The organism is Bradyrhizobium sp. YR681, from assembly GCF_000282615.1.
Lineage (GTDB): Bacteria > Pseudomonadota > Alphaproteobacteria > Rhizobiales > Xanthobacteraceae > Bradyrhizobium.
Genome location: NZ_AKIY01000054.1, coordinates 22,836 through 46,843, shown reverse-complemented (window position 1 = coordinate 46,843; position 24,008 = coordinate 22,836). Strand labels below are relative to the sequence as shown.

Below are 24,008 nucleotides of genomic sequence, written 5' to 3'. Positions count from 1 at the left end.
GCGGCTCCGCCAGCCGGAGCTTTGGCACGGTGGTCGGCGCTGACTATGCGCTGTCGCCGCAAACCCGGATGGGTTTCGCGCTCGCCGGCGGCGGCACGGGCTATGCCAACAGTTTTTCCAGCGGCCGCTCGGATCTGTTCCAGGCCGGCGCCTTCGTCAGGCACTCGGTCGGACCGGCCTATGTCGCAACCGCGCTCGCCTATGGCTGGCAGGCCATCACTGGTGACTATCAGGTCACGCCGGCCGGCACGAGCCAGCTCAACGTGGCCGTCAACGCCAACGCGTATTCCGGCCGGCTCGAAGGCGGCTATCGCGTTGCCATGCCCTGGCTCGGTATCACGCCCTACGCCGCCGCTCAGATCACGACGTTCCGCCTGCCCTCCAACAATACCGCGCAGCCGGCCTACGCCGCCGATCCGTCTTCCCCGGCGCCCGGCGCAGACAGTTTCACCGACACCCGCGCCGAGCTCGGCCTGCGCACCAGCACGTCCCTTGCGCTGTTTGGCAGCGTGATGAACCTGCGCGGACGGCTCGCCTGGGCGCATGATTTCAGCGCGGGGCAGTCGATCCCCGCCGCGTTCCAGTCCCTGCCCGGCCAGGGCTTTATCGTCGGCGGCACGGCATTGGCGCCGAATGCCGCGCTGACGGGCGTTGCGCTCGAGCTTCGCGATCTGAACGGCTGGTCGGCCGCAGCAAACCTCGACAGCGAAGTGTCGAGCCTGGTCCGCTCCTACACCGGCAGGGCCGTGCTTCGCTACGCCTGGTGACTTTGCGCCCTCACATCTTCTTGTAGGCGTCGATCAAGGCCTGGCCGTCAGCGCCGGCCTTCTTGAGCCAATCGGCCGTGAGCTGCTCGCCGACCTTCTGGAAGCCCGCCTTCAACGCCGGGCTGGGCGGTTCGACCGTCATGCCCTTGGCCTTGAGCTGATCGATGTACCAATTGGCCTTCTCTTCCCAGGCCTTCCAGCCGCGCGTCTCGGCGGTGGCGGCGGCCTTGAGGATGGCTTCCTGGGTCGGCTTGTCGAGCGCCTCGAACGCGGCCTTGTTGACGAAGGTGTAGTCCTTCGGGATCCAGGCCTGCACGTCATAGAAATATTTCAGCGACTCCCACGCCTTGGAATCGTAGCCGGTGCCGCCCGACGACATGAAGGAGTTCACCACGCCGGTCGCGAGTGCCTGCGGCAGCTCGGCTGCCTGGATCGTGACCGACTGGGCGCCGACCAGCTCGCCGATGCGCGCGGTCCCGACGTTGTAAGCACGCCATTTCAGACCCTTCATGTCCTCGATCGTGGCAAGCGGCTTGTTGACGTAGACGCCCTGCGGCGCCCACGGCACGACGAACAGCAGCTTCAGCCCCTGCGCTTCGAGCTTCTTGCTGATCAGCGGCTTCGAAGCCTGATAAAGCTTCATCGCATCCGGAAAGCTCGTCGCAAGGAACGGCACGACGTCCACGCCGTAAATCGGATCCTCGTTTTCGTGGATCGACAGCAGCACCTCGCCCATCTGCGCCTGCCCGGTCATCACCGCGCGCTTGATGTCGGGCGCCTTGAACAGCGAGGCTCCGGGATGGACCGTGATCTGAAGCTTGCCTGACGTCGCGGCGTCGACGTCCTTGGCGAACGCGACCAGATTTTCCGAGTGCGGGTTGTCGGCGGGGTATGCTGCCGGCAGATTCCATTTGGTCTGGGCCAAGGCAGGCGTCGCCGCCAGCGTGACGCCGGCAAGCACCGCGGCGCGAATGAAACGAGACTTCATCGAACTTCTCCTCACGGTCTAAATTGAGATCAGTCGGGGAACGCGAGCTTTGGCAGCAGCAGCACGATCTGCGGATATTCGGTGATGATGAACACGGCGGCCAGCAGCAGAACGAAAAACGGGAACGCCGCCCGCGCAACGGTAAAAGTGTCGCGGCCACTCATGTTCTGAAGCACGAACAGGTTGAAGCCAACCGGCGGCGTGATCTGCGCCATCTCGACATGGATGATGAGATAGACGCCGAACCAGACCAGGTCGAGCCCGGCCTGCTTGACCATCGGCAGCACGATGACCGCCGTCAGCACGATCATAGAAATGCCGTCGATCAGGCATCCCAGAATGATGTACATGATGCTCAAATACAGCGCGAGCATGCCCGGTGTCAGCTGCTGCCCCTGCACCCAGGTGGCGAGCGCAGCAGGGATACCGGTATAGGCCATCGCCGCCGTGGTGTACGCCGCACCGGCCAGGATCAGCATGATCATGCAGGTCAGCCGCGTCGCGCTCATGATGCTTTCGAGAAAATTCTTGCGCGTAAGCGTGCCGCTCCACCACGCCAGCAGGATCGCGCCGGCAACGCCCCATGCGGCGCATTCGGTCGCGGTCGCAAAACCAAGCACGAGCGAGAGGAAGACCGCGAGGATCAGCAGCAGGCACGGGATGAGCTTGGCGGATTCCTGCAGTTTCCGGCGAAACGGTATCGGTGGATCGCGAGGCGGAACCTTGCCGGGGTTCAGCAGCGACCAGATGATGATGTAGCCGGAATACAGCACCATCACGAGCACACCGGGCAGGAAGCCGCCGAGAAAGACCTGGAGCACGGAAACGTTCGCCGTGACCGCGTAGACCACCATCGGGATCGAGGGCGGGATCAACAGGCCGAGCGTGCCGGAGCCGGCGAGCGAGCCGAGGCTGAGACCCTTGTCGTAGCCGCGCTTGTCGAGCTCGGGCAGCGCGATCTTGCCGATGGTGGCGCAGGTCGCGGCCGACGATCCCGACACCGCCGCGAAGATGCCGCAGCCGATCACGTTCACATGTGTCAGCCGTCCCGGCAGCCATTGGACCCAGGGCGACAGGCCGCGGAACATCTCCTCGGACAATTTGGTACGGAACAGGATCTCGCCCATCCAGATGAACAGCGGCAGTGCGGCCAGCGTCCAGGACGAGCTCGCGCTCCAGGTCGTGGTCGCGAGCACCGAGCCGAGCGGCAGGCTCGTGGTCAGCGCCATCGCCACGAAGCCGACGAGCCCGAGCGAGACCGCGATCCAGACGCCGCTTCCGAGCAGCAGGATCATGATGCCGAGCAGGATGAAGGAGAGCTCGATCATGCCGAGATTGGCCATCGTCAACCTCCGCCGCCCTGCGAGATCCGCTCGATGAATTCGTCAGGCGTCTCGTCCGGCGAGCCCCTCTCGTAGCTCGGCCGGTTGCCGCCGACGACGTTGACCAACTCGTCGATCAGCGCGATCGACAGGATTACAAGACCCCCGGCAAAGCCGAGCTGGGGAATCCAGAGCGGCAGCGCGACGACGCCTTGCGCCACATCGTTGAAGCGCCAGGAGTCGTAGGTCATCTGCAAAGCATGTCGGGTGAAGTAGAGAATGAATGCGGTTGCAATTCCGAGCGCCACGATCTCCGCGACCTGCTTGGTCCGTCCGTGCAGGCGCTCCAGCAGCAGGCCGACGCGGATCATCTCGCCGCGCTTGAAGGTGTGGGCAAGACCGAGAAACGCCATCGCGGCCATGCACCAGGATGCGAAATCGTCTCCGGCCGGGATGTTGAGCGCGAACTGCCGCCCGACCGACATCACCATCATGATGGCGAAGATCGCGACCAGGAACGCGCCAGCGGCAACGCCCGAGGCAAGATAGAGCAGATCCAGAGCGCGCCGGACCAGTCCAACAGAATTTACGTCGTCGCCGTGCCCTGCCACGCGGCCCCCATCCTCATCCTGTGGCGCAATCAAGCTTGATTATGGCCACCAGCCCACGCCTGTCTTTCAGACGTTAGACCAACACGATGGCGCTTGCGAAAGCAAGGAGCATGCCGCCATGCGGCAAATTTCCACTGGATTGGCTCAGTGCGTCTCCAGCCGCATCCCGTCATAGGCAGGCACCACGCCCGCGGGTAACGATTGCCGGATCACCTCGTAGTCGACATCAGCCGTCATGTTGGTGATGACGGCGCGCTTCGGCTTGAAGCGCTCGATCCAGGACAGCGCGTCGTTGATGCTGAAATGGCTGGAATGCTGGGTATAGCGCAGGCCATCGACGACCCAGAGATCGAGGTTTTCCAGCGCGCCAAAACTCTCGGGCGGGATGTCGTTGAGGTCAGGTGTGTAGGCGGCATTGCCTATGCGATAGCCCAATGCGGGAATCTGGCCGTGCTGGACCAGGAAGGCGGTGATCGAGACCTCCCCACCCTTGCCGCCAATGATCTGCGTGCCGCCGGCCTCGATCGAATGCCGGTGCAGGATCGGCGGATAGTCGCTGCCCTCGGGCGAGATGAAGCAATAGGAGAACCGCGCCATGATGTCCTTCGCGGTCGACTGGTTGAGATAGACCGGAATGCGCTTGCGCATGTGCAGCACGACCGAGCGCAGATCGTCCATGCCGTGGGTCTGGTCGGCATGCTCATGGGTCAGGAACACCGCATCGATATGGTCGACATGGGTGTCGATCAGCTGCTCGCGCAGATCGGGCGAGGTATCGATCACGATGCGCGTGGTGCCGTGGTGTGACGTCTGCTCGACCAGCAGGGAGCAGCGGCGACGGCGGTTTTTTGGGTTGTTGGGATCGCAGGCGCCCCAGCCGAGTGCCGGGCGCGGCACGCCGGCGGAGGAGCCGCAGCCCAGGATCGTCAGCGTCAGCGTCATGCGGCTTCCAACCTCAAGCTTTCACCTTGGAGAACAGGCGGAAGAAGTTTTCTGTGGTCTGGCGTGAGATCTCGTCGAACGACACGGCGCGGGTTTCGGCAAGCACCTTGGCGACCTCGACCACATAGGCCGGCTCGTTGCGCTTGCCCCGGAACTTGCCCGGCGCAAGATAGGGCGAGTCGGTTTCAACCAGAATACGATCGGACGGCAGCTCCGCCGCGAGCGCGCGCAGGGCTTCCGACTTCTTGAAGGTCAGGATGCCGGTGAAGCCGATATAGAGCCCGAGCGACACCGCCTTCAGCGCCAGCTCGCGCCCGCCGGTGTAACAATGCAGCACGGCGTCAAACGATCCCTTGGCCGCCTCCTCTTCCAGGATGCGGGCGCAATCCTCGTCGGCCTCGCGGGTATGGATCACCAGCGGCAGGCCGGTGGTGCGCGCGGCCGCGATGTGGGCACGAAAGCCCCTCGCCTGCGCCTCCGGCGAGCCGTTGTCGTAGAAATAGTCGAGCCCGGCCTCGCCGAGCGCGACGACCTTGCGATGCTGCGTCAGCGCGATCAGCTCGTCCGGCGTGATGCCGTCTTCCTCATCCGCGTTGTGCGGATGGGTTCCGACCGAGCAATAGACGTCGTCGAACCGCTCGGCGATGGCGAGAAGCTGGTTGAGCTTTCGCACCCGCGTCGAGATCGTGACCATGCGCGTGAGGCCGGCCGCACGCGCGCGCGACACGATCCCGTCGAGATCTTCCGCGAAGTCCGGAAAATCCAGATGGCAGTGACTGTCGACCAGCATCGCCCGGACGCCTCAGGCCGCCGGTTCGATGTAGCGCGGGAACGCCGGGGTCGGCGCCGGCAGCGTCGAGCCCGGTGCAATCCGCTTGGCGCCGCCGAGCATGGCAAAATCGCGCTCGCCGGCGGGGACACCGAGGCTGTCGAGCAGCAACCCTGATGCCGTCGGCATCGCCGGCTGGGCCAGGATCGCGATCTGGCGCACGACTTCGGCGGTGACATAGAGCACCGTCTTCTGCCTGGCGGGATCGGTCTTGGCCAGCGCCCACGGCGCCTCGCCCGCGAAATAGCGATTGGCTTCCGCAACCACGGCCCACACGGCGTTGAGCCAGTGATGGATCTGCTGCGTCGCCATCGCTTCGCGGCTTGCTGCGAGCATGCCGTCAGCCATCGCCAGAATCGCCTTGTCGTTGTCGCTGAACTCGCCGGGCTCGGGCAGCACGCCGCCGAGCTGTTTGGCGACCATCGACAGCGAGCGCTGCGCAAGGTTGCCGAGGTCGTTGGCGAGATCGGCGTTGATGCGCGCGACGATGGCTTCGTGGTTGTAGTTGCCGTCCTGGCCGAACGGCACCTCGCGCAGGAAGAAATAGCGCATCTGGTCGACGCCATACTGGTCGGCCAGGTTGAAGGGATCGACGACGTTGCCGACCGACTTCGACATCTTCTCGCCCCTGTTGAACAGGAAGCCGTGGGCATAGACCCGCTTCGCCACGGGGATGCCGGCTGACATCAGGAACGCGGGCCAGTACACCGCGTGGAAGCGGATGATGTCCTTGCCGATGATGTGCACATCGGCCGGCCAATAGCGCCAGTTTGTGTCGCTCTCGTCAGGGAAGCCGACGCCGGTGATGTAGTTCGTGAGCGCGTCGACCCAGACATACATCACGTGCTCTTCGTCGCCGGGCACCTTGACGCCCCAGTCGAACGTCGTGCGCGAGATCGAGAGATCGCGCAGGCCGCCCTTGACGAAGCTCACCACCTCGTTGCGGCGCGAGTCCGGACCGATGAAATCGGGATTGTCCTCGTAGAGCTTGAGCAGCTTGTCCTGGTAGTTCGACAGGCGGAAGAAGTAGCTCTTCTCGTCGACCCAGTTGACCGGCGTTCCCTGCGGGCCAAGGCGCACGCCGTCGTCATTCAGGCGCGTTTCTTCCTCGGAGTAATAGGCTTCGTCCCGGACCGAGTACCAGCCGGAATAGACGTCGGCATAGATGTCGCCGTTCGCCTCCATCCGCCGCCAGATTTCCTGGGTGGAGCGGTGGTGCTGCTCTTCGGTGGTGCGGATGAAACGGTCAAACGACACGTTGAGCCGCTCGTCCATCGCCTTGAAGCGGGCGGCGTTGCGGGTCGCGAGTGCAGACGGCGTCAGGCCTTCGTTCTGCGCGGTCTGGATCATCTTCAGACCGTGCTCGTCGGTACCGGTCAGGAAGAACACGTCCTTGCCGTCGAGCCGGGCGAAACGCGCCAGCGTATCGGTCGCGATCGCCTCATAGGCGTGGCCGATATGCGGGCTGCCATTGGGATAGGCGATCGCGGTCGTGACGTAGAAGACGTTGTCGCGCGCGGGGGCAGATGCGGGCGCACTGGCCTGCGGAGCAGCGACTGCAACGGGCTTCGGAGCCTGCGGCGCCCCGGGTTTCGATACCTTGGGCTTCGCAGCTTTCGGCGGCGTAGCAACAGAAGCCGGTGCGGCGGTCACGGCGGGAGCGATCACCCTCGCTTTCTTGGCCACCTTCTTCGCTGGAGCCTTGTTCTTCTCGGGAGCCTTGGCTGGCTTGCCGGCGGTCTTTGTCTTCGAAACCTTCTTGGCGACGACCTGCTTCTTCGCAGCCGTCTTCCCGGCCTTCTTTGCCGTCTTCGCAGCGCTCTTCTTCACGCCCCTCCTGGCGACAGCTTTCTTGGTCTTCTTGACCTTCTTGGCGGCCTTGGACGCACGCGCCTTCACAGCCTTTTTTGCGGCTTTCTTCACGGCCTTCTTCACGGCTTTCTTGGCAGCCTTCTTCTTGCTGCTCTTGGCTTTGACGGTTTTCTTAGCTCGCGTTGCCACGATGAATTCCTTTACCGGCTTCTCGAAAATCTGGAATCGAACCTGCGTTAGGTTATTGTTTTGCGCATGATCCTCTCGGAAAACCGCTGCACATTTTCCGGATCATGCTCTAGCGCGTCGCGTCCGCCAGCCAGCCGAACACCGAGAACACCAAGGGCTTTCGCTCCAGATTGTAGGTTTCGGTGTCTCGCGCGGCGCGGACGATCTTTTCCCATACCTCAGCTAGGCGCGCAAGGCGCGGCAGGTTCTGGTTGGCATTCGCCTCGTCCGCATGCAGCCGTTCGGCGATCCAGCGATCGATGCCGTCGATAAAGGCCGCGAGCGCGACGCGGTCGCTGGTCCCGAGCGACTCCCCGAGCGTGTGCAACTCGCGCGGATCGACCTGTGGCAGTCGCGCCAGCAGCGCCGCCGTGCGCTGCTGCAGTTTCAGGGCATCGCCGCCGAGCAGCGTCAGCGCCCGCGCGACGCTGCCCTCTGAGGCCTCCGCGGCTTCGCGCAAAGCGAGGTCAGTCGGAGCGAGGCCGGCCGCTTCAGCGGCGGCACCGATCACCTCGTCCGTTCCGAGCGGTCGCAGGCGCAGCTTGCGGCAGCGTGACTGAATTGTGGCGAGCACGCGCGCAGGCGCGTGACTCACCAGCAGGAACAGCGACTGCTGCGGCGGTTCCTCCAGAATCTTGAGCAGCGCGTTGGCCGCATTCGGATTGAGCTCGTCGACAGTGTCAACGATACAGACGCGCCAGCCTTCGGCAGCGGCCGTCGAGCCGAAGAACCCGATGGTCTCGCGCGTTTCATCCACGGTGATCACGGTCCGCATCACGCCGCGGTCGTTGGCGGTGCGCTCCAGCGTGAGCAGCCCGCCGTGCGAGCTTGCCGCCACCTGCCGCGCCACGGCGTCATCAGGATCGATCGCCAGGGTCTCGGCACGCTGCACGGAAGGTGCCAGCGGCTGGCCATGCGCGAGCACGAAGCGCGCCATCCGATAGGCCAGCGTCGCCTTGCCGATGCCTTGCGGCCCCCCGATCAGCCAGGCATGCGGGATGCGCCCGCTGCGATAGGCCGCCAGCAGTGCCGTCTCGGCCTCGCGATGGCCGAACAGGATGCTCGTCTCGCGCGGATGCGGAACGGCGGATTCACGCTCGACCTGACGCGGGCTCATGCCGACACCGCCGAGGCCGGCGTCGGCAGAAGACGATCGCGCAGCGCGGCCCAGACGCGGCCTGCGACCGTGTCGGGATCGGAATTGGCGTCAATCAGCACGCAGCGCGCCGGCTCTTCCGCGGCGATCTTGCGATAGGCCTCACGCAGGCCCTGGTGAAAGCTGAGCTGCTCGCCCTCGAACCGATCGGGCGTGCCGCTTCCACGGCGCGCCGCGGCGCGTTGCAGGCCGATCTCGACCGGCAGATCGAGGATGATGGTGAGGTCAGGCTTGAGGTCCCCGATCGTGACCCGCTGCATGGCGTTGATCAGCCCCGCCGGCACGCTGCCGAGGCTGCCCTGATAGGCCCGCGTCGAATCGGCAAAACGGTCGCACAGCACCCAGGTGCCATGGCTGAGCGCGGGCGCGATCACGGTGCGGACATGGTCGTCGCGGGCGGCCGCGAACAACAGGGTCTCGGCGTCGGGCCCGAGCAGCTTGCCCATGCCCGACAGCACCAGATGGCGCATGATTTCGGCACCCGGCGATCCCCCCGGCTCGCGCGTCACGAGGGTGCGCATCCTTGCTGCCTTGAGCCGATCGGCAAGCTTCTTGATCTGGGTCGACTTGCCGGTGCCCTCGCCGCCTTCAAAGGTGATGAAGCGTCCGCGTCCGGACCGCCGCTGTCCCGCACTCTCACTCATGATCACAGCTTCTCGGCGCCTGCGCGGAACATGCCGATGACGAGCTCGCTGGCGCCGTCGATGGCGCGGCGCATGGTCGAACCGGAGCCAACAGCTTCGGCCGCGTAGACCGGCGTCTCCACCGCAATATTGCCGCTGCGCCAGACCCTGACGACACCGACCTTCTGGCCGGCCTCGACCGGCGCGCGCACCGGACCGCTATAGACGACACGCGCGATCAGCTTGTCGCTGCCGTTCTTGTGCACCATCACCTTCACGGGCGTCTTGGCGACCAGCTTGACCGAGCGGCTGTCGCCGCCGAACACTTTGGCGTAGCCGACCTGCTGGTCGGCCGCGATCAGCGTGCGGGTCTCGAAATTGCGAAAACCCCATTCCAGCATCTTCTTGGCTTCGGTGGCGCGATCCTCGGGGTCTTCCAGACCGTTGACGACGACGATCAGCCGCGTGCCGTTCTGCACCGCCGAGCCGACCATGCCATAGCCGCCCTCCTTGGTGTAGCCGGTCTTCAGACCGTCGGCGCCTTCCATCGAATTGAGCAGCGGATTGCGGTTGGGCTGACGGATCTTGTTCCAGGTGAACTCCTTCTCGCCGAAAAGTTTGTAGAACTCCGGAAAGTCCAGGATGATGTGGCGGGCGAGGATGCCGAGCTCACGCACCGTCATCTTGTTGCCGGGGTCGGGCAGCCCGTTGGAATTGCCGAAGGTCGACCTGGTCATGCCGAGCTCGCGGGCGCGCCTGGTCATGAAGTCGGCGGCGAAGATCTTCTCGTTACCGGCCATGCCTTCGGCCAGCGCGATGCAGGCGTCGTTGCCGCTCTGGATGATCGCGCCGTGCAGGAGATCGTCGACCGAGACCTTGCTGTTGATGGCGGCGAACATGGTCGAACCGCCCGAGGGGGCCCCGCCCTTGCGCCAGGCGTTCTCGCTGATCCGGTATTCGTCGGTCAGCTTCATGTCGCCCTTCTTGATGGCGTTGAAGACGACTTCCGCCGTCATCAGCTTCATCATACTGGAGGGCGCGCGCAACTCGTCGGCGTTCTTCTCGAACAGCACGCCGCCGCTGGAGGCCTCGATCAGGATCGCGGTGGGGGCGTCGCCGTCAAAACCGGAATCTTCCGCCTTCTTGGCGCCCTGGACACTCTGGTTGGCGGCGTAGAGCGCCCCGCCCGAGCCGATGCCGACCACCAGAACTGTCGCGAGCAACCCGCGCAACAGCACCTCGGTGGTGAACCGGCTGCGACGGAGCGGAAAAAGACGAAATGCCATGGCCAAGCCCTGAGAGCGGCGTTCTAACAGCAGGAACCGGCGCGAACAACACGAGGCTGGCGGCCGGAACCCGAGATTGCACGATTCTCGCCGCGCCCCTATCGTGGCACCTCATATTTGTCGACCAAACCCCTGAAACAAGGCGGAAAAGCGATGTCGTCCACCCGCGTGATCAAGGCCAACGGGATCGATCTGTTCATTCGCGAAGCCGGCCAGGGCCCTCTGGTGGTGCTGTGCCACGGCTGGCCGGAGCTGTCGTACTCCTGGCGCCATCAGATCCTCACGCTGGCGGCCGCCGGGTTTCACGTCGTCGCCCCCGACATGCGCGGCTACGGCCAAAGCGCGGCGCCGGCGGACGTCGCCGCCTACTCGATCTTCGACACTGTCGGGGACGTCGTCGGCCTCGTGCAGGCGCTCGGCGAGACCAAGGCGATGGTGGTCGGCCACGATTGGGGCGCGCCGGTTGCCTGGCACGCGGCGCTGTTCCGGCCGGACATCTTTACGGCGGTCGCGGGCCTGAGCGTACCGCCGCCGTTCCGCGGCCGCGGCAAGCCGCTCGAGCTGTTGCGACAGAACGGCGTCACCAATTTCTACTGGCAGTATTTCCAGGCACCTGGTGTCGCCGAGGCCGAGTTCGAGCACGACGTCGCCCGCACCATGCGCATCGTGCTCGGCGGCCGCGGCCTCGCCGATCCCTCAGCCGCCATGTTCGTGGAGGAGGGCAAGGGCTTTCTCGGCCACGCGAGTGCCGAGGAACCGCTGCCCGGCTGGCTCAGCGAGGCGGACCTCGCCTATTTCACCGACACCTTCCGCAGGTCCGGCTTCCGCGGCGGGCTGAACTGGTATCGCAACCTCGATCGCAATTGGGAGCTGACGGCGCCCTGGCAGGACGCACAGATTCATCAGCCTTCGCTCTTCATTGCCGGTTCGAAAGACGCCGTCATCACCGGCCTGATCGGCGCCAAGCGCGTCAACGAGCTCGAGCGCGTGCTGCCCAACCTGACGCGGAAACTGATCATCGAGGGCGCCGGCCATTGGGTGCAGCAGGAGCGGCCCGACGAGGTCAACGCCGCGCTCTTGAAATTCCTGCGCGAGGCAGCGCGCTAAGCGAGGTCCTTTCTCATCGCGATGTGGGCGGCACCCGCCTGCCCGCTCTCGGCAAATCCGTGCCGCAGGTAAAACCTGTGCGCGGCTGGATTGCCTGAGAGCACCGTGAGGGTCAGCGCACCGACACCCCGCTGCCGCGCGCTTGCTTCGAGAGCGTCAAGGATCTTCGTGCCGGTGCCGCGACCGCAATCGAGCGGCAGCAGCGCGATGTCGACGATGTGCCAGCGCTCGCTTGCGCAATGGAGCAGCAACCGGCCGATCGCGGTCCCGTCCTGCGTGACGATCAGCGAGATCGCGTCGGGAAATTGCGCGGCATAGCCGGCCGCCTGGCTGCGGAACTGCTGCGCGATGATCTGGCCCACGATCGGCCCGGACAAACCCGTCGCGGCGAATTGCCCCGCCCGGACCTCCTCGAACAGATGCCGGATGAACGGCTCGTCGACCGGACCTGCCGGCCGGAGCCGCAGAGCCGGATCGTCCGGGACGATGTCGAGCCGCGCATCGCCAATCATGCCGTCGCGCACGCAAGATGGTTCAGGAGAAGGACGGAAAAATTCCTGCATAGGCGATACACCAGACGATCGCCTGGGTGGGCTGCGTGTTGTCGTGAGGAAGGTTCTGCCCGGTGAGCGCGACGGCGTTGGGCGCCAAGGTCAGAGTCCCAGGAGGCGCCGTGAAACCGTTGAAGCCGGGATCGATCGCCACCGTGGTCCCCGGCGTGCCGGGACCAGCCGTTGCGCCCTGCGCGGCCTTATTGCCGAGTTGCAGGACGTGCGAGTGCCTCGCCATGTTATCGCCCGTCAAGGTCACCTGAGCACTGCCGACGATCTCGCCGATGAGGCGGTTCTGCAATCCCGGACCCTGGCCCTGGCTGATCGCGACCGAGCCGTTCAGGTTCGGCAAGGCGAAATTGGTCGTCCCGTTGCCGCCGTAATAGGTGCCGATCAGGGAATACAGCGCCGTGAAACGCTGAATCGGCATGAGCTGGCCGCCACAGGGGAGCCAAGCCTGGTTGAAGCCGCCGACCGCAAAAGCAAACGGAAAGGCCTGGATTTCTCCAACGAACGGATCTGACATGGTGTCTACCTCGAGACTGAATATTGATGCGCGCGCAGCCTAGCCGGACGAAGGGAAGATGCCTGCGTAGCAGATGCAATAATTGGCAACGACGGTCGGCATCATGTTGTCATGCCCGACGCTGTTGCCCGCCGTGGCGACGCAGGCAGCCATCGTGGCGTACGTTCCGGCGTTCGCTACTGGCGCGTAGAGTTCGCCTCCTGACGCCGTGGCAAGATGGAGTGTCTGCGCGGGCGTGACCGCCGTTCCAATCGCGGTGGAGGACACCAGCGCATGACTATGGGCCGGCATTTCGGCTTCGACCAGCGTGTGCTGCTCCTCACCGCCAACCTGCCCCAGCACATAGTTCGGATTGCCCTGCCCCTGTCCGATCGCAACGCGGCCGCGAAGATCCGGAAGGTTGAAGGTGGTGTTACCGTCGCCGCCATAGGTCGTGCCGAGGACGGCGTAGAGCGTGTCATATTGTGAAATCGGCAGCGATTGTCCGGCGCAGGCCAGCCACCCGTTGGGAATACGTGGGAAGCCGAACAGTCGAATCTCGCCGATAAACGGATCTGCCATCGCCTATGATCCTTTGCTTGTGCACGCCATTTTTTCAATTTGATGGGTGCGTGCGTAGAAGTTCGAAGCGTCGATGCGGAGGATGTCGATCGCGCAAATCCAGTCGCGCAGCGGTCAGTCTCGCGACGGATACGTCCCCTGCATCGCAATCAGATAGCTGATCGCGAGATAGGGCTGCAGGTTGTTGTGCGCCTGGCCCCGGCCCTCATTCACCAGGTTGGTGCCGACCGCCAGAGGCGTGTCGCCAGCGCCGGGCACAGCGAAAATCATCGTCGGATTGTTCGCCGGCAAGGAGTTCGTCCCGAAGACATTGTTGTTGGGAGGGACGTTTCCACGTCCGGCTCCGGCCGTCGCGGACACTTGAACGAGATGGTTGTGAGCCGGGAGCTGCGACGTGATCAGGGTGACCGAATTCGTTCCGCTGACCATGCCGACCGGGTATGAGCCACCGCCGCCACTCGAGCCGAGGATCGCGCGACCACGCAGATCGGGAAGCGCAAACGTCGTCGTTCCGTTGCCGCCATAGTAGGTACCGAGCAACGAGAACAGCGCGGAGTTTTGCTGGATCGCCAGCAGCGCGCCGTTACACAGCGCCCAGCCCCTGGGAATCACTGCGCCCGCAAAAGGCATAATCTGGCCGAGAACAGGCTGGTACGGCATGACCCCTCCCCAAATAAACTAGCGACCCGTCGCGCGATGATGCATTCCGCGACGGCAATACTTAAATTAAAGAATGAATGTCTTACGGCCCACTCGTCGAGATTGTTGATCAGCCTGCGTTGACAGTCAAGCACAAGCGCAACCATAAATTGGCGCATCAGGCGCTCCCGTCGAGATTGCTACCCAAGCACGCTTTTGTTGCTGCCGCGCAACGGTTCGCCGGAAAGTGGTGCCCGCGACTTGGTTCCAGCAGTTTGGGGGCCTTGCGCGCTTGCGTTGCCCGGCGCGTCTCGTCCAAATGCACGCAACAATATACGCGAATAATTTCACAATCAGGGATTTAGGCGGATGCTCTGGTGAGAGCTGCCGCCAAGGGGGGCCGGTGAGTCACGCAATTGCGGTGGCCGTGCCAGACATAATCGGGGAATTGGCGGTCCCGGCACGCGATGGTGGAGCCATGCCTTCGCGGATATTGCGCTCTGTCTGGCGGGCGGCTCAACGCATCTGCATCGCGGCCGTCTTGATGCTCGGCGCAATGGCCGCGGCGAACGCGGCTTGCGATCAAACGACCAACTCAACATCCGGCGTAACGGTCAACTTCACGTCGGTCGGCCAGACCTACCGCCTGTGTTTTACTGTCGGCACGGTCTCCGCCCCTGCCGATGACTCCGTTGTATGGGGCCTTTATTCCGTCGCGGGGACGGATTCGTTTTACAATGCGCCGATCGCCAATTCGAGCGGCACCAATGGCGGCAACCAGCAGCTCACAGCGGCCGACTACAATCCAACGACGGCGAAGGCGACCTATACATTTCATCCGACCAACCCGAATCAAAACGGTCAAAGCGCGAACGCCGGCCAGGCCGAGATCGACATCACGCTGAACGCCAAGACCGGCGGCGGAGCGGACTCGATCACGCTCTATTACGCGCCGGGCTGCAGCGATTTCAACGGAGGCTGCACCGGCAGTTCGATCGCGAACACCGCGTTCGTGTTCACCATCAATCTGCCCAGCCCCACGGTGACGTCGATCTCGCCGACATCAGGACCGGTGGCCGGCGGCACGTCGGTGGTCGTCACGGGCACCAACTTTACCGGAACGACCGGCGCCGCCGGCGTCAAGTTCGGCGCCACGAACGCGACGAGCTACACCGTCAATTCCAATACGCAGATCACGGCAACCGCACCGGCCGGCTCCGCCGGCACCGTCGATGTCACCGTCACCAACGGCTCGACATCGCCGACCTCGGCCGCGGACCAGTTCACCTATGTCCCCGTGCCGACCGTGACGTCGATTACGCCGACCGCCGGTCCAACGGGTGGCGGCACGACGGTCATCATCACCGGTACTGGCTTGAGCACGACCAGTGGCGCTGCCGGCGTGAAGTTCGGCGCCACCAATGCCACGGGCTACACAGTCAATTCCGATACCCAGATCACGGCCACCTCGCCCGCAGGCACGGGCACGGTTGATGTCACGGTGACGACCGTGGGCGGCACGTCGGCAACTTCGGCCGCCGACCAGTTCACCTATGTCGCCGCGCCGACTGTCACCTCGATCTCGCCGACAACGGGCCCGGGCGGTGGTGGCACCACCGTGACCATCACCGGCACAAACCTCTCCGGCGCGACCGCCGTGACGTTCGGGGCGACCGCGGCAACCGGCTTCACCGTCAATTCCGCGACCCAGATCACCGCGACCTCGCCCGCGGGGACCGGCACCGTGGACGTCAGAGTCACGACTGCGGGCGGCACCTCGGCGACGTCGGCGGCGGACCAGTTCACCTACATTGCGGCCCCCACAGTCACCTCGATCTCCCCGACAACAGGCCCCACGGCCGGGGGAACGTCGGTGACGATCACCGGCACCAATTTCACCGGCGTCACCGCCGTGACGTTTGGCGCGACGGCTGCCACCGGCTTCACCTTCAATTCGGCGACATCGATCACGGCGACCGCGCCCGCCGGCGCCGCCGGCACCGTGGACGTCAGGGTCACGACACCCGGCGGCACATCCGCGACCTCGGCGGCGGACCAGTTCACCTATGCCGCGCCGCCGACCGTGACGTCGATCTCGCCGACATCGGGACCGCAGACCGGCGGCACGACTGTGATCATCACCGGCACGAACCTGTCCGGCGCGTCCGCGGTCACGTTCGGCGCGACGGCTGCGACCGGCTTCACCGTCAATTCGGCAACCCAGATCACCGCGACATCGCCGGCCGGCACAGGCACGGTCGACATCACCGTGACGACTGCGGGCGGAACGTCGGCCACCTCGGCGGCCGACCAATTCACCTATGTTCCCGCACCAACCGTGACCTCGATCTCGCCGACATCGGGCCCGGGTGCCGGGGGCACCACCGTCACCATCACCGGCACCAATTTGTCCGGCGCAACGGCCGTGACGTTCGGCGCAACGGCTGCGACTGGCTTCACCGTCAATTCGGCGACACAGATCACCGCGACATCACCGGCAGGAACCGGCACGGTCGACGTCAGGGTGACGACAACCGGCGGCACGTCGGCCACATCGGCGGCGGACCAGTTCACCTATATCCCCACCCCGACCGTTACCTCGATCTCGCCGACTGCGGGCCCGCAGGCTGGCGGCACGGTGGTGACGATCACCGGTACCAACTTTACGGGCGTCACCGCCGTGACCTTCGGCGCGACGGCGGCGGCCGGCTTCACGTTCAATTCGGCGACCTCGATCACCGCGACCTCACCGGCCGGCACCGGCGTCGTGGACGTCAGGGTGACAACCGGCGGCGGGACGTCCGCGACATCGGCGGCTGATCAGTTCACCTATGTCGGCGCTCCCTCGGTCACCTCGATCTCTCCGACATCAGGCCCGCTCGCCGGCAGTACCACGGTCACGATCACCGGCGCCAATTTCTCGGGCGCAACGGCCGTGACGTTCGGCGCAACGGCGGCGACGGGGTTCACGGTCAATTCGGCAACCCAGATCACCGCGACGTCGCCGGCCGGGACCGGCACCGTGGATGTCAGGGTGACGACCGTAGGTGGGACGTCGGCAACGTCTGCTGCGGATCAATTCACCTATATTTCCGCTCCGACCGTCACCTCGATCTCGCCAACGGCGGGCCCGCAGGTCGGCGGCACGGTGGTGACCGTCACGGGCACGGGATTCACCGGCGCGACGGCGGTGACCTTCGGCGCAACCGCTGCAACGAGCTTCACGGTCAATTCGTCGACATCGATCACCGCGACGTCACCCGCGGGGACCGGCACCGTGGACCTCCGCGTGACCAACCCGGGCGGCACCTCGGCGACATCGGCCGCCGACCAGTTCACCTATGTCGCCACGCCGGCGGTCACGTCGATCTCGCCGACGGCGGGGCCCGCGACCGGCGGCACGGTGGTCACGATCACGGGCACCAATTTCACCGGCGCAACGGCCGTAACGTTCGGTGCAACGGCGGCCACGGGCTTCACGGTGAACTCTGCCACATCGATCACCGCGACATCGCCGGCCGGCACCGGCACGGTCGACGTCAGGGTGACGACCACGGGCGGCACCTCGCCGACGTCAGCGGCGGACCAGTTCACCTATTTCGCCGCACCGACCGTGACGTCGATCTCGCCGACGGGCGGTCCGCTCGCCGGCGGCACCTCGGTGACTGTCACCGGCACCAATTTCACCGGTGCGACCGCCGTGAAGTTCGGGGCGACGAACGCAACGGGCTTCACGGTCAACTCCGCGACCTCGATCACCGCGACATCGCCGGCGGGCACCGGCACCGTTGATCTCACCGTCACGACACCTGGCGGAACGTCGGCCGCCTCAGCCGCCGATCAATTCACCTACGCCGCAGCGCCGACCGTGACGTCGGTTTCGCCGAATGCAGGCCCGACGACGGGCGGCACGTCGGTCACCATCACCGGCACCGCATTCACCGGCGCAACCGCTGTGAAGTTCGGCGCCGCCAATGCGACCAGCTTCACGGTCAATTCAGCGACCTCGATCACCGCGACATCGCCCACTGGCGCCGGCACGGTCGACGTCACCGTGACGACGCCAGGCGGGACATCCGCAACGTCGGCATCGGATCAATTCAGCTACACGCCGGCACCAACGGTCAGCTCGATCTCGCCGACCTCCGGATCCGCGATCGGCGGCACATCCGTGGCCATCACGGGCACCGGCTTCACGGGCGCGACCGCAGTGAAATTCGGCGCGAACAATGCGACCAGCTTCACGGTGAATTCGGCAACCTCGATCACGGCGACCTCGCCGGCCGGCGCCGGCACGGTTGACGTGACCGTGACGACGGTCGGCGGAACCTCGCCCACCTCGGCCGCGGACAGGTTCACCTATCTGTCGGCGACGACCACCACCGCGCTCACGTCGTCGAAGAATCCGAGCAGCTACGGCGACTCCGTGACGTTTACGGCAACCGTGGGCAGCAGCGGCGGAACGCCGACGGGCACAGTGACATTTTTCGACGGCACCACGCCGATCGGCACGTCAACGCTGTCGGCCGGCGTCGCCACCTTTGCGACGACAACGCTTGCCGTCGGCAATCACACCATCACGGCGCAGTACAACGGCAGCCCCGCCTTCAACGCCTCGACCTCGCCGGCCCTGAATCAGTCGGTCGACATTCCCGCCGACAGCGCCAAGCTGCGCGCGCTCCAGGTCAACGTCACCAAGATCGTGGCGCAGAGCTCGGGACAGGCGATCTCCGGATCGATCGACACCGCGATCTCCGAGGGTTTTAGCGAGGGCGGGCAATACATCACGCCCGGCGCGGGCGGGCTGCGCGTCAATTTCGCCGCCGCGCCCGACGGCGATGAGGACGACAAGCCCAAATCCGATCAGCAATCCGCCTCTCAAGGCTCCAACGCCTATTCCGGAGGCCGCGGGCGCGGCTCCTCGCGGATCAACGAGGCCTTTGCCGCGATCGACCGGGCGGCGCCGACCAAGGCACCGGCGGCGCGCTTCAAGGAGCAGAAGGACTGGCTGTTCTGGATCGACGTGCGCGGCACTGGCATCGACCGCTGGGGCTCGTCCGGCAATATCGGTCAGGGGGCGAACCAGGCCACGCTCTACGGCCAGCAGATCAATCTCCTGTCGGGCCTGACCTACCGGGCCCGACCGGACCTGCTGGTCGGCGTCGTCGGCGGCTACGAGAATTTCAGCTACACCCAGACCGACATCAACGGAAAGCTGAAGGGCGACGGCTGGACCGTCGGCGCCTATCTCGGCTGGAAGATCATTCCGACGCTGCGCTACGACGTGGCCGTGACCTATTCCGGCATCGGCTATGACGGCACTGCCGGCACGGCCCAGGGCAATTTCAACGGCAATCGCTGGATGCTCGCGACCGGCTTCACCGGCAGCTACAATTGGGCAAACTTCAATATCGAGCCGTCGGCCAAGGTTTACGCGCTGTGGGAGCGTGAGAACGCCTATGTCGATTCGCTTGGCACTTCGCAGGCCGCCCGCACCTTCTCCAGTGGCCGCGCCTCGGCCGGCAGCAGGGTCTCCTATCCCATCCCGTGGCTCGATACCGTGCTGCTGATGCCCTATGCCGGCGTCTATGCCGATTACTACTTCACCCAGGACGACGCTGCCGCGATCGTCGCCGCCGGCGCCTTGCCGCTCGCTTCGACGCCATTGCTCCAGGGCTGGTCGGCGCGCGTCACGGGCGGCATCGGCGCGCGGCTCGCAGGTGGCTCCACGGTCGGCTTCGGTGCCGAGCTCGGTGGCATCGGCGGCAACACGCAGATCTGGACCTTCACGGGACGCGCGCGCATCCCGTTCTGATCATCTGCTACCAGCGACGGGTATTGCCGCTGACCGATTGTCCAGGCTTAGTAGAGGCCGCGGCCGCTCAGGATGCCGCGGGCCTCGGCGACACCGTCAGAAGCGTCGGGAGCGCTGTCGGACGCATAGCGCCCGTCCTGGTCATAGGACACCTGCCGGGCATTCTGGAGCGCCCGGCCCCGGCTGCGGCTCGAGGCCGACATCTCAGAGGTCGCATTGATCGAGGCGACGTCGGCGGACGTGTTGCCGAGGCTATAGGGCCGCCCCTCCGGCATCGGGACCTCGCCCCTGATCGCACCGCGATTGGATGACGGCAGCTCCGGCACGAAGGGCCGTGCCGAGGCGACCCGGACCATCGAGGGCGACGGCGCCGGGATCCCGGTCCGCAAGGTCGCCATCAGCTGGCGGTCGTCGGAGCCTTCGAGCGGCGCCCGGCCGACATATTCGACGCGGACCTTGGCGACGCCATTGCCTTTGAATTCAAGCAGTTCGGCGGCTTTGTTCGAGACGTCGATGAGCCGGTTGCCGTGATAGGGCCCGCGGTCATTGACGCGGACGATCAGCGACTTGCCGTTCGAGATATTGGTCACCCGCGCATAGGACGGCATCGGCAGGGTCGGATGCGCCGCCGTCAGCGAGCCCATGTCGAACACCTCGCCATTGGCGGTCAGCCGGCCGTGGAAATCATCCCCGTACCAGGACGCCATGCCTTCGGCGCGGTAGTTGACGTCCTCTTCCGGCACGTAGGTCCTGCCGGCCACTACATAGGGCTTGCCAACACGGTAGGTGCCGCCGCCCTTCGGGACCGGATCCCCCAAAGCCACGACCCGCGGGCTCGAGGACACGCCGTATTTCGGATCGACCCGGCTGGCGAATTTGTTCGAGGAGGCGCAATTGGCGAGCGCGAGGCAGGTTGCTGCCGCCGCAAGACCACGCGCGGCCCGCAAAACCGAATCTGACCGTCGGATCCCCATTCGCCCCAAACACCATTTCGCCGGAGGCGTACCCAACCCGCTTTGGCTACGGGGAAAGCGCTGTCCGGTCATCCAATCCGAGGCGGCCCACCACCGCGTCGAACGCAGTAAGGATAACGCAACCCGAACACGGCGGAAATGGGGAGCCCACAGCGAACACGCCGGGATGGTAAACGGCGCGTTCGCTTCTCCCCGTTGATCTACGGAGCGCGCCCCGCTGCTCTGTGCCACTCCTGGACATTCTGTTGCGCCAAATCCTCACTCCACCCCCATTGTCGCGACAATCACTGGAATTCTTTTGACTGTGCAAGGCCGCAAGCGCTTTCTCGCCTGCAAGGGCGGGATTTGGAATTTAACGATGATCGAGACGGTTTCGGCACTGATGGGTCTGGTAAGCGCGGGGATTTTCCTGGCCCATGCGTTTGAAGGTTACCGCACGAGGGCCTGAGGGCAGTCGCGCGGACGGCAAGCATCACCTCTTTCACGGCGGCACGTTCGGACAATTTTAATCAATCCGACCGAGCATCGAAGACGAGAGCGGCAGGTGTCCCATGCGCAATCATGACTTCGTATCCGATGGTTTCCTGGCATTGACCGCCAGCGGCCTGATCCTTCTCTGCTCGAGCCTCGTGGCGCTGGCCTTCGGCTGAGCACCAGCACGCCTTTCCTCATTTCTAACCGCAACTACGCCGCGACGCAGCACGCGATCCGATTTGGATTGCGGTACTCGCTTTTAGTTGATTGAATTTCCGCATTCGACGCCTCGACTCATTTCAAGAGGCCATCACCAACGAAGGTGACGCAAATGCTTGCCGAGAAATTTTTCCTGGTCCTGGAATCGCTGATCCGCGGTGATCGCACCTATCCCGACGGAAGCCCCCGGGTCATCAGCACCTCCGCGCACGTCCCGGTGAAGCTGCCGGGCCAGAAATAGCGAGGCGCGAGCGGCCTGGCGCGCCGCTCAGCGCAAGCCCAACAGCGAACGACGGTAGGAGCTGTCGCGGGCTTCTCCCAGGCAGACGAAGCTGCCGTCAAATCCCTGGCCATACCGCCTCTGGCCCCTGGCGTAATAGACGCCTTTCCTGAAATCCAGCCAGACCACCCGGTCACGCGGACAATGGCGTTGCGCCTGCGCCTCGTAGCGAAACGGCGTCAGCGGCGTCGCCGACACCTCGGCGCCAACCAGGATCGCGGCCGCAAGCGTGACCAGGCCGAGCCGACCGCCGAAGCCGCTGCAAGACACGTCCGCTCCTCTCGATCGAAGCCGTCCACCATTCCCGCAACGGCCGTTCTTCACGGTAACACGAGACGGCGCCGGCCGCGAAAGACCCCGACCGCGCCTCGCGTCTTCCACCGGCCATCTTGCCGGGCTACATGAGAGCGAGATCATCTCAGCGCGCGAGGATGCTGCCCGCATGTCGGTTGAGCCTGCACCAACCACCGAAGCCCGCCCGCCCTCGCCGCGCCTCGGCCTGCTGCCGATGATCATCTTCGGCTCGCGCTGGCTGCAATTGCCGCTTTATCTCGGGCTGATCGTGGCGCAATGCGTCTACATCGTGCTGTTTCTCAAGGAGCTCTGGCATCTGTCCTGGCACGCGATCGATCTCACCGAGCAGCAGATCATGATGAGCGTGCTGGCGCTGATCGACGTCGTGATGATCTCCAACCTGCTCGTGATGGTCATCGTCGGCGGCTACGAGACCTTCGTTTCGCGGCTCGATCTCCAGGGGCATCCCGACGAGCCGGAATGGCTCGGCCACGTCAATGCGAGCGTCCTGAAGATCAAGCTCGCCATGGCCATCATCGGCATCTCCTCGATCGCGCTGCTGCGCACCTTCATCGAGGCCGGCAATCTCGGCTCGAACCGCGCCGGCTTCACCGAGACCGGCGTGATGTGGCAGGTCCTGATCCACCTCACCTTCATCGCCTCGGCGATCGGCATCGCCTATGTCGACAAGCTCAGCGACTCAGGAATGCGCAAACATGCCGAGTGACGAGGTGTCGTTCAGGACGGCGCGTCCGGACGACGCGGGAGCGGTGTTCGACATCACAAGGGCCTCGATCGCCGGTCTGGCGCGCGGATGCTATTCGCCGGCGCAGATCGAGAACTGGATGGGCGAGCGGACACCCCGATTCTACGAAGACCTGATTGCCAAGGGGCGAATGACCGTCTGCCTTCGTAACGGCGTCGTCATCGGCTTCGTCGATGCCGAGCCCGGCGAGGTCACTAGGCTGTTCGTCCTGCCCGAGGCGGCCGGCTCCGGGCTCGGACAGCGATTGCTCGACATCGGCGTCGCCCAGGCGCGCTTGGGACATGACGGGCCTATCCGTCTCGAAGCCACGATCAACGCCAAAGCCTTCTACCAGCGTTACGGCTTCAGAAGCACAGGCAGAGGGCAGTTCTCTCACGGCCTCGGCGGCGAGCCGATCGAGATCGTCTACATGGAGCTGTGAGCGCGGCTGCGCGCCGCTCAGGCTTTGGCCTCGAGCTGCTGAACGGCCTGATGCAGGCACTCCTGAAACTTCTGGGCGACCTGCTCACGCGACACGCCGCTGCCGGCGAGATCGCCAGAGACCTTGCCCACGACCTCATCGATCGTCTGGCGCTCCAGATTGTCCGTCACCAGCGTCGTCGCGTAGCTCGCCGCGGCATCGCCGCTGAGGCCGAGCCGTTCGGCGGCCCAGAGCCCGAGCAGCTTGTTGGTCCGGGCCGTGGCCTTGAACATGAGCTCCTCGTCATGGGCGAATTTGGCTTCAAAGCCCTGCTCGCGCTTGTCGAACGTGGTCATGGTCAGCTCCATTGCGTTTCGCTGATGGGAATCGAACTTGCCGGGAGCGATCGTCTCCGTCATTCACGTCAGTTGAGGATCATTTGAAGCTTCCGGCGGAAGGCAGACGCCGTCAAGCCTGCCGGTCGCGCCAGGCTTGACGCGCGCGCCACAGCCGCCAGCCCCACGCCAGCCAGACCCGCTACGCGGATATTCACCATTCGTTAAGCAGACTCAGCGCCGCATGGCGCGGGGGACATCGAGAGCTGACGCATGAACAGAGAGCTGCGCGAGTTTCGACGGCTGGAACGCCTCTGCCTGGAGCAGGCCGCCCTCTCCACCATGGACCTGACCCGAAGCGGATTGCTCAAGGTCGCCGACGATTGCCGCATTGCCGCCGAAGCGATCGAGGCGCAATCGCCCCGTGGCGCGTTCGCAGGCGCGGTCCATGCACTCAAGCTCGCCCTGAGCACGACGCGGATGTCCAACCGGCACTAGGGCCG

General features: G+C 65.0%; 23 protein-coding genes. 7 read left to right on the top strand and 16 right to left on the bottom strand.

Annotated elements, in window-relative coordinates; genetic code table 11:
• A partial coding sequence (locus tag PMI42_RS07390) for an autotransporter outer membrane beta-barrel domain-containing protein (protein WP_008132158.1) occupies window positions 1–767 on the top strand: 767 nt, incomplete at its 5' end.
• A gap of 10 nt (window positions 768–777) precedes the next feature.
• Here PMI42_RS07390 and PMI42_RS07385 read toward each other — a convergent pair.
• The 9 genes from PMI42_RS07385 to PMI42_RS07345 form a co-directional block, all read right to left on the bottom strand.
• On the bottom strand, window positions 778–1,755 hold the full coding sequence (locus PMI42_RS07385; RefSeq protein ID WP_008132156.1) for a TRAP transporter substrate-binding protein: 978 nt from the start codon (window positions 1,753–1,755) through the stop codon (window positions 778–780).
• Window positions 1,756–1,784: 29 nt separating this feature from the next.
• Window positions 1,785–3,098, bottom strand: coding sequence for a TRAP transporter large permease (locus tag PMI42_RS07380; protein ID WP_008132154.1), 1,314 nt, complete (start codon window positions 3,096–3,098; stop codon window positions 1,785–1,787).
• A gap of 2 nt (window positions 3,099–3,100) precedes the next feature.
• Window positions 3,101–3,688, bottom strand: a complete 588-nt coding sequence (locus PMI42_RS07375) for a TRAP transporter small permease (protein ID WP_008132152.1) — start codon at window positions 3,686–3,688, stop codon at window positions 3,101–3,103.
• 144 nt (window positions 3,689–3,832) lie between these two features.
• Window positions 3,833–4,630, bottom strand: coding sequence for an MBL fold metallo-hydrolase (locus tag PMI42_RS07370; protein WP_008132150.1), 798 nt, complete (start codon window positions 4,628–4,630; stop codon window positions 3,833–3,835).
• A 13-nt stretch (window positions 4,631–4,643) separates the two neighbouring features.
• Complete coding sequence (locus tag PMI42_RS07365) at window positions 4,644–5,420, bottom strand: TatD family hydrolase (RefSeq protein ID WP_008132149.1); 777 nt, start codon at window positions 5,418–5,420, stop codon at window positions 4,644–4,646.
• Between the two features lie 12 nt (window positions 5,421–5,432).
• On the bottom strand, window positions 5,433–7,460 hold the full coding sequence (gene metG / locus PMI42_RS07360) for a methionine--tRNA ligase (RefSeq protein WP_008132147.1): 2,028 nt from the start codon (window positions 7,458–7,460) through the stop codon (window positions 5,433–5,435).
• Between the two features lie 109 nt (window positions 7,461–7,569).
• Window positions 7,570–8,616 (bottom strand): DNA polymerase III subunit delta', encoded by a 1,047-nt coding sequence (locus PMI42_RS07355; protein ID WP_008132145.1) that lies wholly within the window; start codon window positions 8,614–8,616, stop codon window positions 7,570–7,572.
• Window positions 8,613–9,299, bottom strand: a complete 687-nt coding sequence (tmk, locus tag PMI42_RS07350; RefSeq protein WP_008132144.1) for a dTMP kinase — start codon at window positions 9,297–9,299, stop codon at window positions 8,613–8,615. The genes PMI42_RS07355 and tmk overlap by 4 nt, the downstream gene beginning before the upstream one ends.
• Before the next feature lie 2 nt (window positions 9,300–9,301).
• Window positions 9,302–10,564, bottom strand: coding sequence for a D-alanyl-D-alanine carboxypeptidase family protein (locus tag PMI42_RS07345; RefSeq protein WP_008132142.1), 1,263 nt, complete (start codon window positions 10,562–10,564; stop codon window positions 9,302–9,304).
• Window positions 10,565–10,717: 153 nt separating this feature from the next.
• Between PMI42_RS07345 and PMI42_RS07340 the strand changes: the two genes are divergently transcribed.
• Entirely contained in the window at window positions 10,718–11,671 is a 954-nt protein-coding gene (locus PMI42_RS07340) for an alpha/beta fold hydrolase (protein ID WP_008132141.1), read from the top strand.
• Here the strand turns inward: PMI42_RS07340 and PMI42_RS07335 are convergent.
• From PMI42_RS07335 to PMI42_RS07320, 4 genes are all read right to left on the bottom strand, one after another.
• Window positions 11,668–12,195 (bottom strand): GNAT family N-acetyltransferase, encoded by a 528-nt coding sequence (locus tag PMI42_RS07335; protein ID WP_240535213.1) that lies wholly within the window; start codon window positions 12,193–12,195, stop codon window positions 11,668–11,670. The two genes, PMI42_RS07340 and PMI42_RS07335, sit on opposite strands and share 4 nt — an antisense overlap.
• A gap of 10 nt (window positions 12,196–12,205) precedes the next feature.
• Window positions 12,206–12,748 (bottom strand): phage tail protein, encoded by a 543-nt coding sequence (locus PMI42_RS07330; RefSeq protein WP_008132136.1) that lies wholly within the window; start codon window positions 12,746–12,748, stop codon window positions 12,206–12,208.
• 39 nt (window positions 12,749–12,787) lie between these two features.
• Window positions 12,788–13,309: a phage tail protein gene (locus tag PMI42_RS07325; protein WP_008132135.1), complete on the bottom strand. Its 522-nt coding sequence runs from the start codon at window positions 13,307–13,309 to the stop codon at window positions 12,788–12,790.
• 114 nt (window positions 13,310–13,423) lie between these two features.
• Complete coding sequence (locus PMI42_RS07320; protein WP_008132133.1) at window positions 13,424–13,969, bottom strand: phage tail protein; 546 nt, start codon at window positions 13,967–13,969, stop codon at window positions 13,424–13,426.
• A gap of 523 nt (window positions 13,970–14,492) precedes the next feature.
• Between PMI42_RS07320 and PMI42_RS07315 the strand changes: the two genes are divergently transcribed.
• Window positions 14,493–19,763 carry an IPT/TIG domain-containing protein gene (locus tag PMI42_RS07315; protein ID WP_008132132.1) on the top strand — a complete coding sequence of 1,757 codons (5,271 nt, stop codon included), beginning with the start codon at window positions 14,493–14,495 and terminating at the stop codon, window positions 19,761–19,763.
• A gap of 47 nt (window positions 19,764–19,810) precedes the next feature.
• Here PMI42_RS07315 and PMI42_RS07310 read toward each other — a convergent pair whose 3' ends face one another.
• Window positions 19,811–20,737 (bottom strand): septal ring lytic transglycosylase RlpA family protein, encoded by a 927-nt coding sequence (locus PMI42_RS07310; protein ID WP_008132131.1) that lies wholly within the window; start codon window positions 20,735–20,737, stop codon window positions 19,811–19,813.
• 805 nt (window positions 20,738–21,542) lie between these two features.
• Here PMI42_RS07310 and PMI42_RS40630 point away from each other — a divergent pair.
• The gene (locus tag PMI42_RS40630) at window positions 21,543–21,671 is read left to right on the top strand and encodes a hypothetical protein (protein WP_008132129.1); all 129 of its coding nucleotides are present in this window, start codon (window positions 21,543–21,545) and stop codon (window positions 21,669–21,671) included.
• Between the two features lie 27 nt (window positions 21,672–21,698).
• On the opposite strand, the gene PMI42_RS07305 is transcribed toward PMI42_RS40630, so the two are convergent.
• Window positions 21,699–21,980 carry a hypothetical protein gene (locus tag PMI42_RS07305; RefSeq protein WP_008132128.1) on the bottom strand — a complete coding sequence of 94 codons (282 nt, stop codon included), beginning with the start codon at window positions 21,978–21,980 and terminating at the stop codon, window positions 21,699–21,701.
• Window positions 21,981–22,152: 172 nt separating this feature from the next.
• Between PMI42_RS07305 and PMI42_RS07300 the strand changes: the two genes are divergently transcribed.
• Complete coding sequence (locus tag PMI42_RS07300; RefSeq protein WP_008132127.1) at window positions 22,153–22,731, top strand: TIGR00645 family protein; 579 nt, start codon at window positions 22,153–22,155, stop codon at window positions 22,729–22,731.
• Complete coding sequence (locus PMI42_RS07295; protein ID WP_008132126.1) at window positions 22,721–23,191, top strand: GNAT family N-acetyltransferase; 471 nt, start codon at window positions 22,721–22,723, stop codon at window positions 23,189–23,191. Before PMI42_RS07300 ends, PMI42_RS07295 begins: the two co-directional genes overlap by 11 nt.
• A 17-nt stretch (window positions 23,192–23,208) precedes the next feature.
• On the opposite strand, the gene PMI42_RS07290 is transcribed toward PMI42_RS07295, so the two are convergent.
• The gene (locus tag PMI42_RS07290; protein WP_008132125.1) at window positions 23,209–23,526 is read right to left on the bottom strand and encodes a DUF1476 domain-containing protein; all 318 of its coding nucleotides are present in this window, start codon (window positions 23,524–23,526) and stop codon (window positions 23,209–23,211) included.
• A gap of 252 nt (window positions 23,527–23,778) precedes the next feature.
• Between PMI42_RS07290 and PMI42_RS07285 the strand changes: the two genes are divergently transcribed.
• Entirely contained in the window at window positions 23,779–24,003 is a 225-nt protein-coding gene (locus PMI42_RS07285) for a hypothetical protein (protein ID WP_008132124.1), read from the top strand.
• Window positions 24,004–24,008 lie beyond the last annotated feature (5 nt).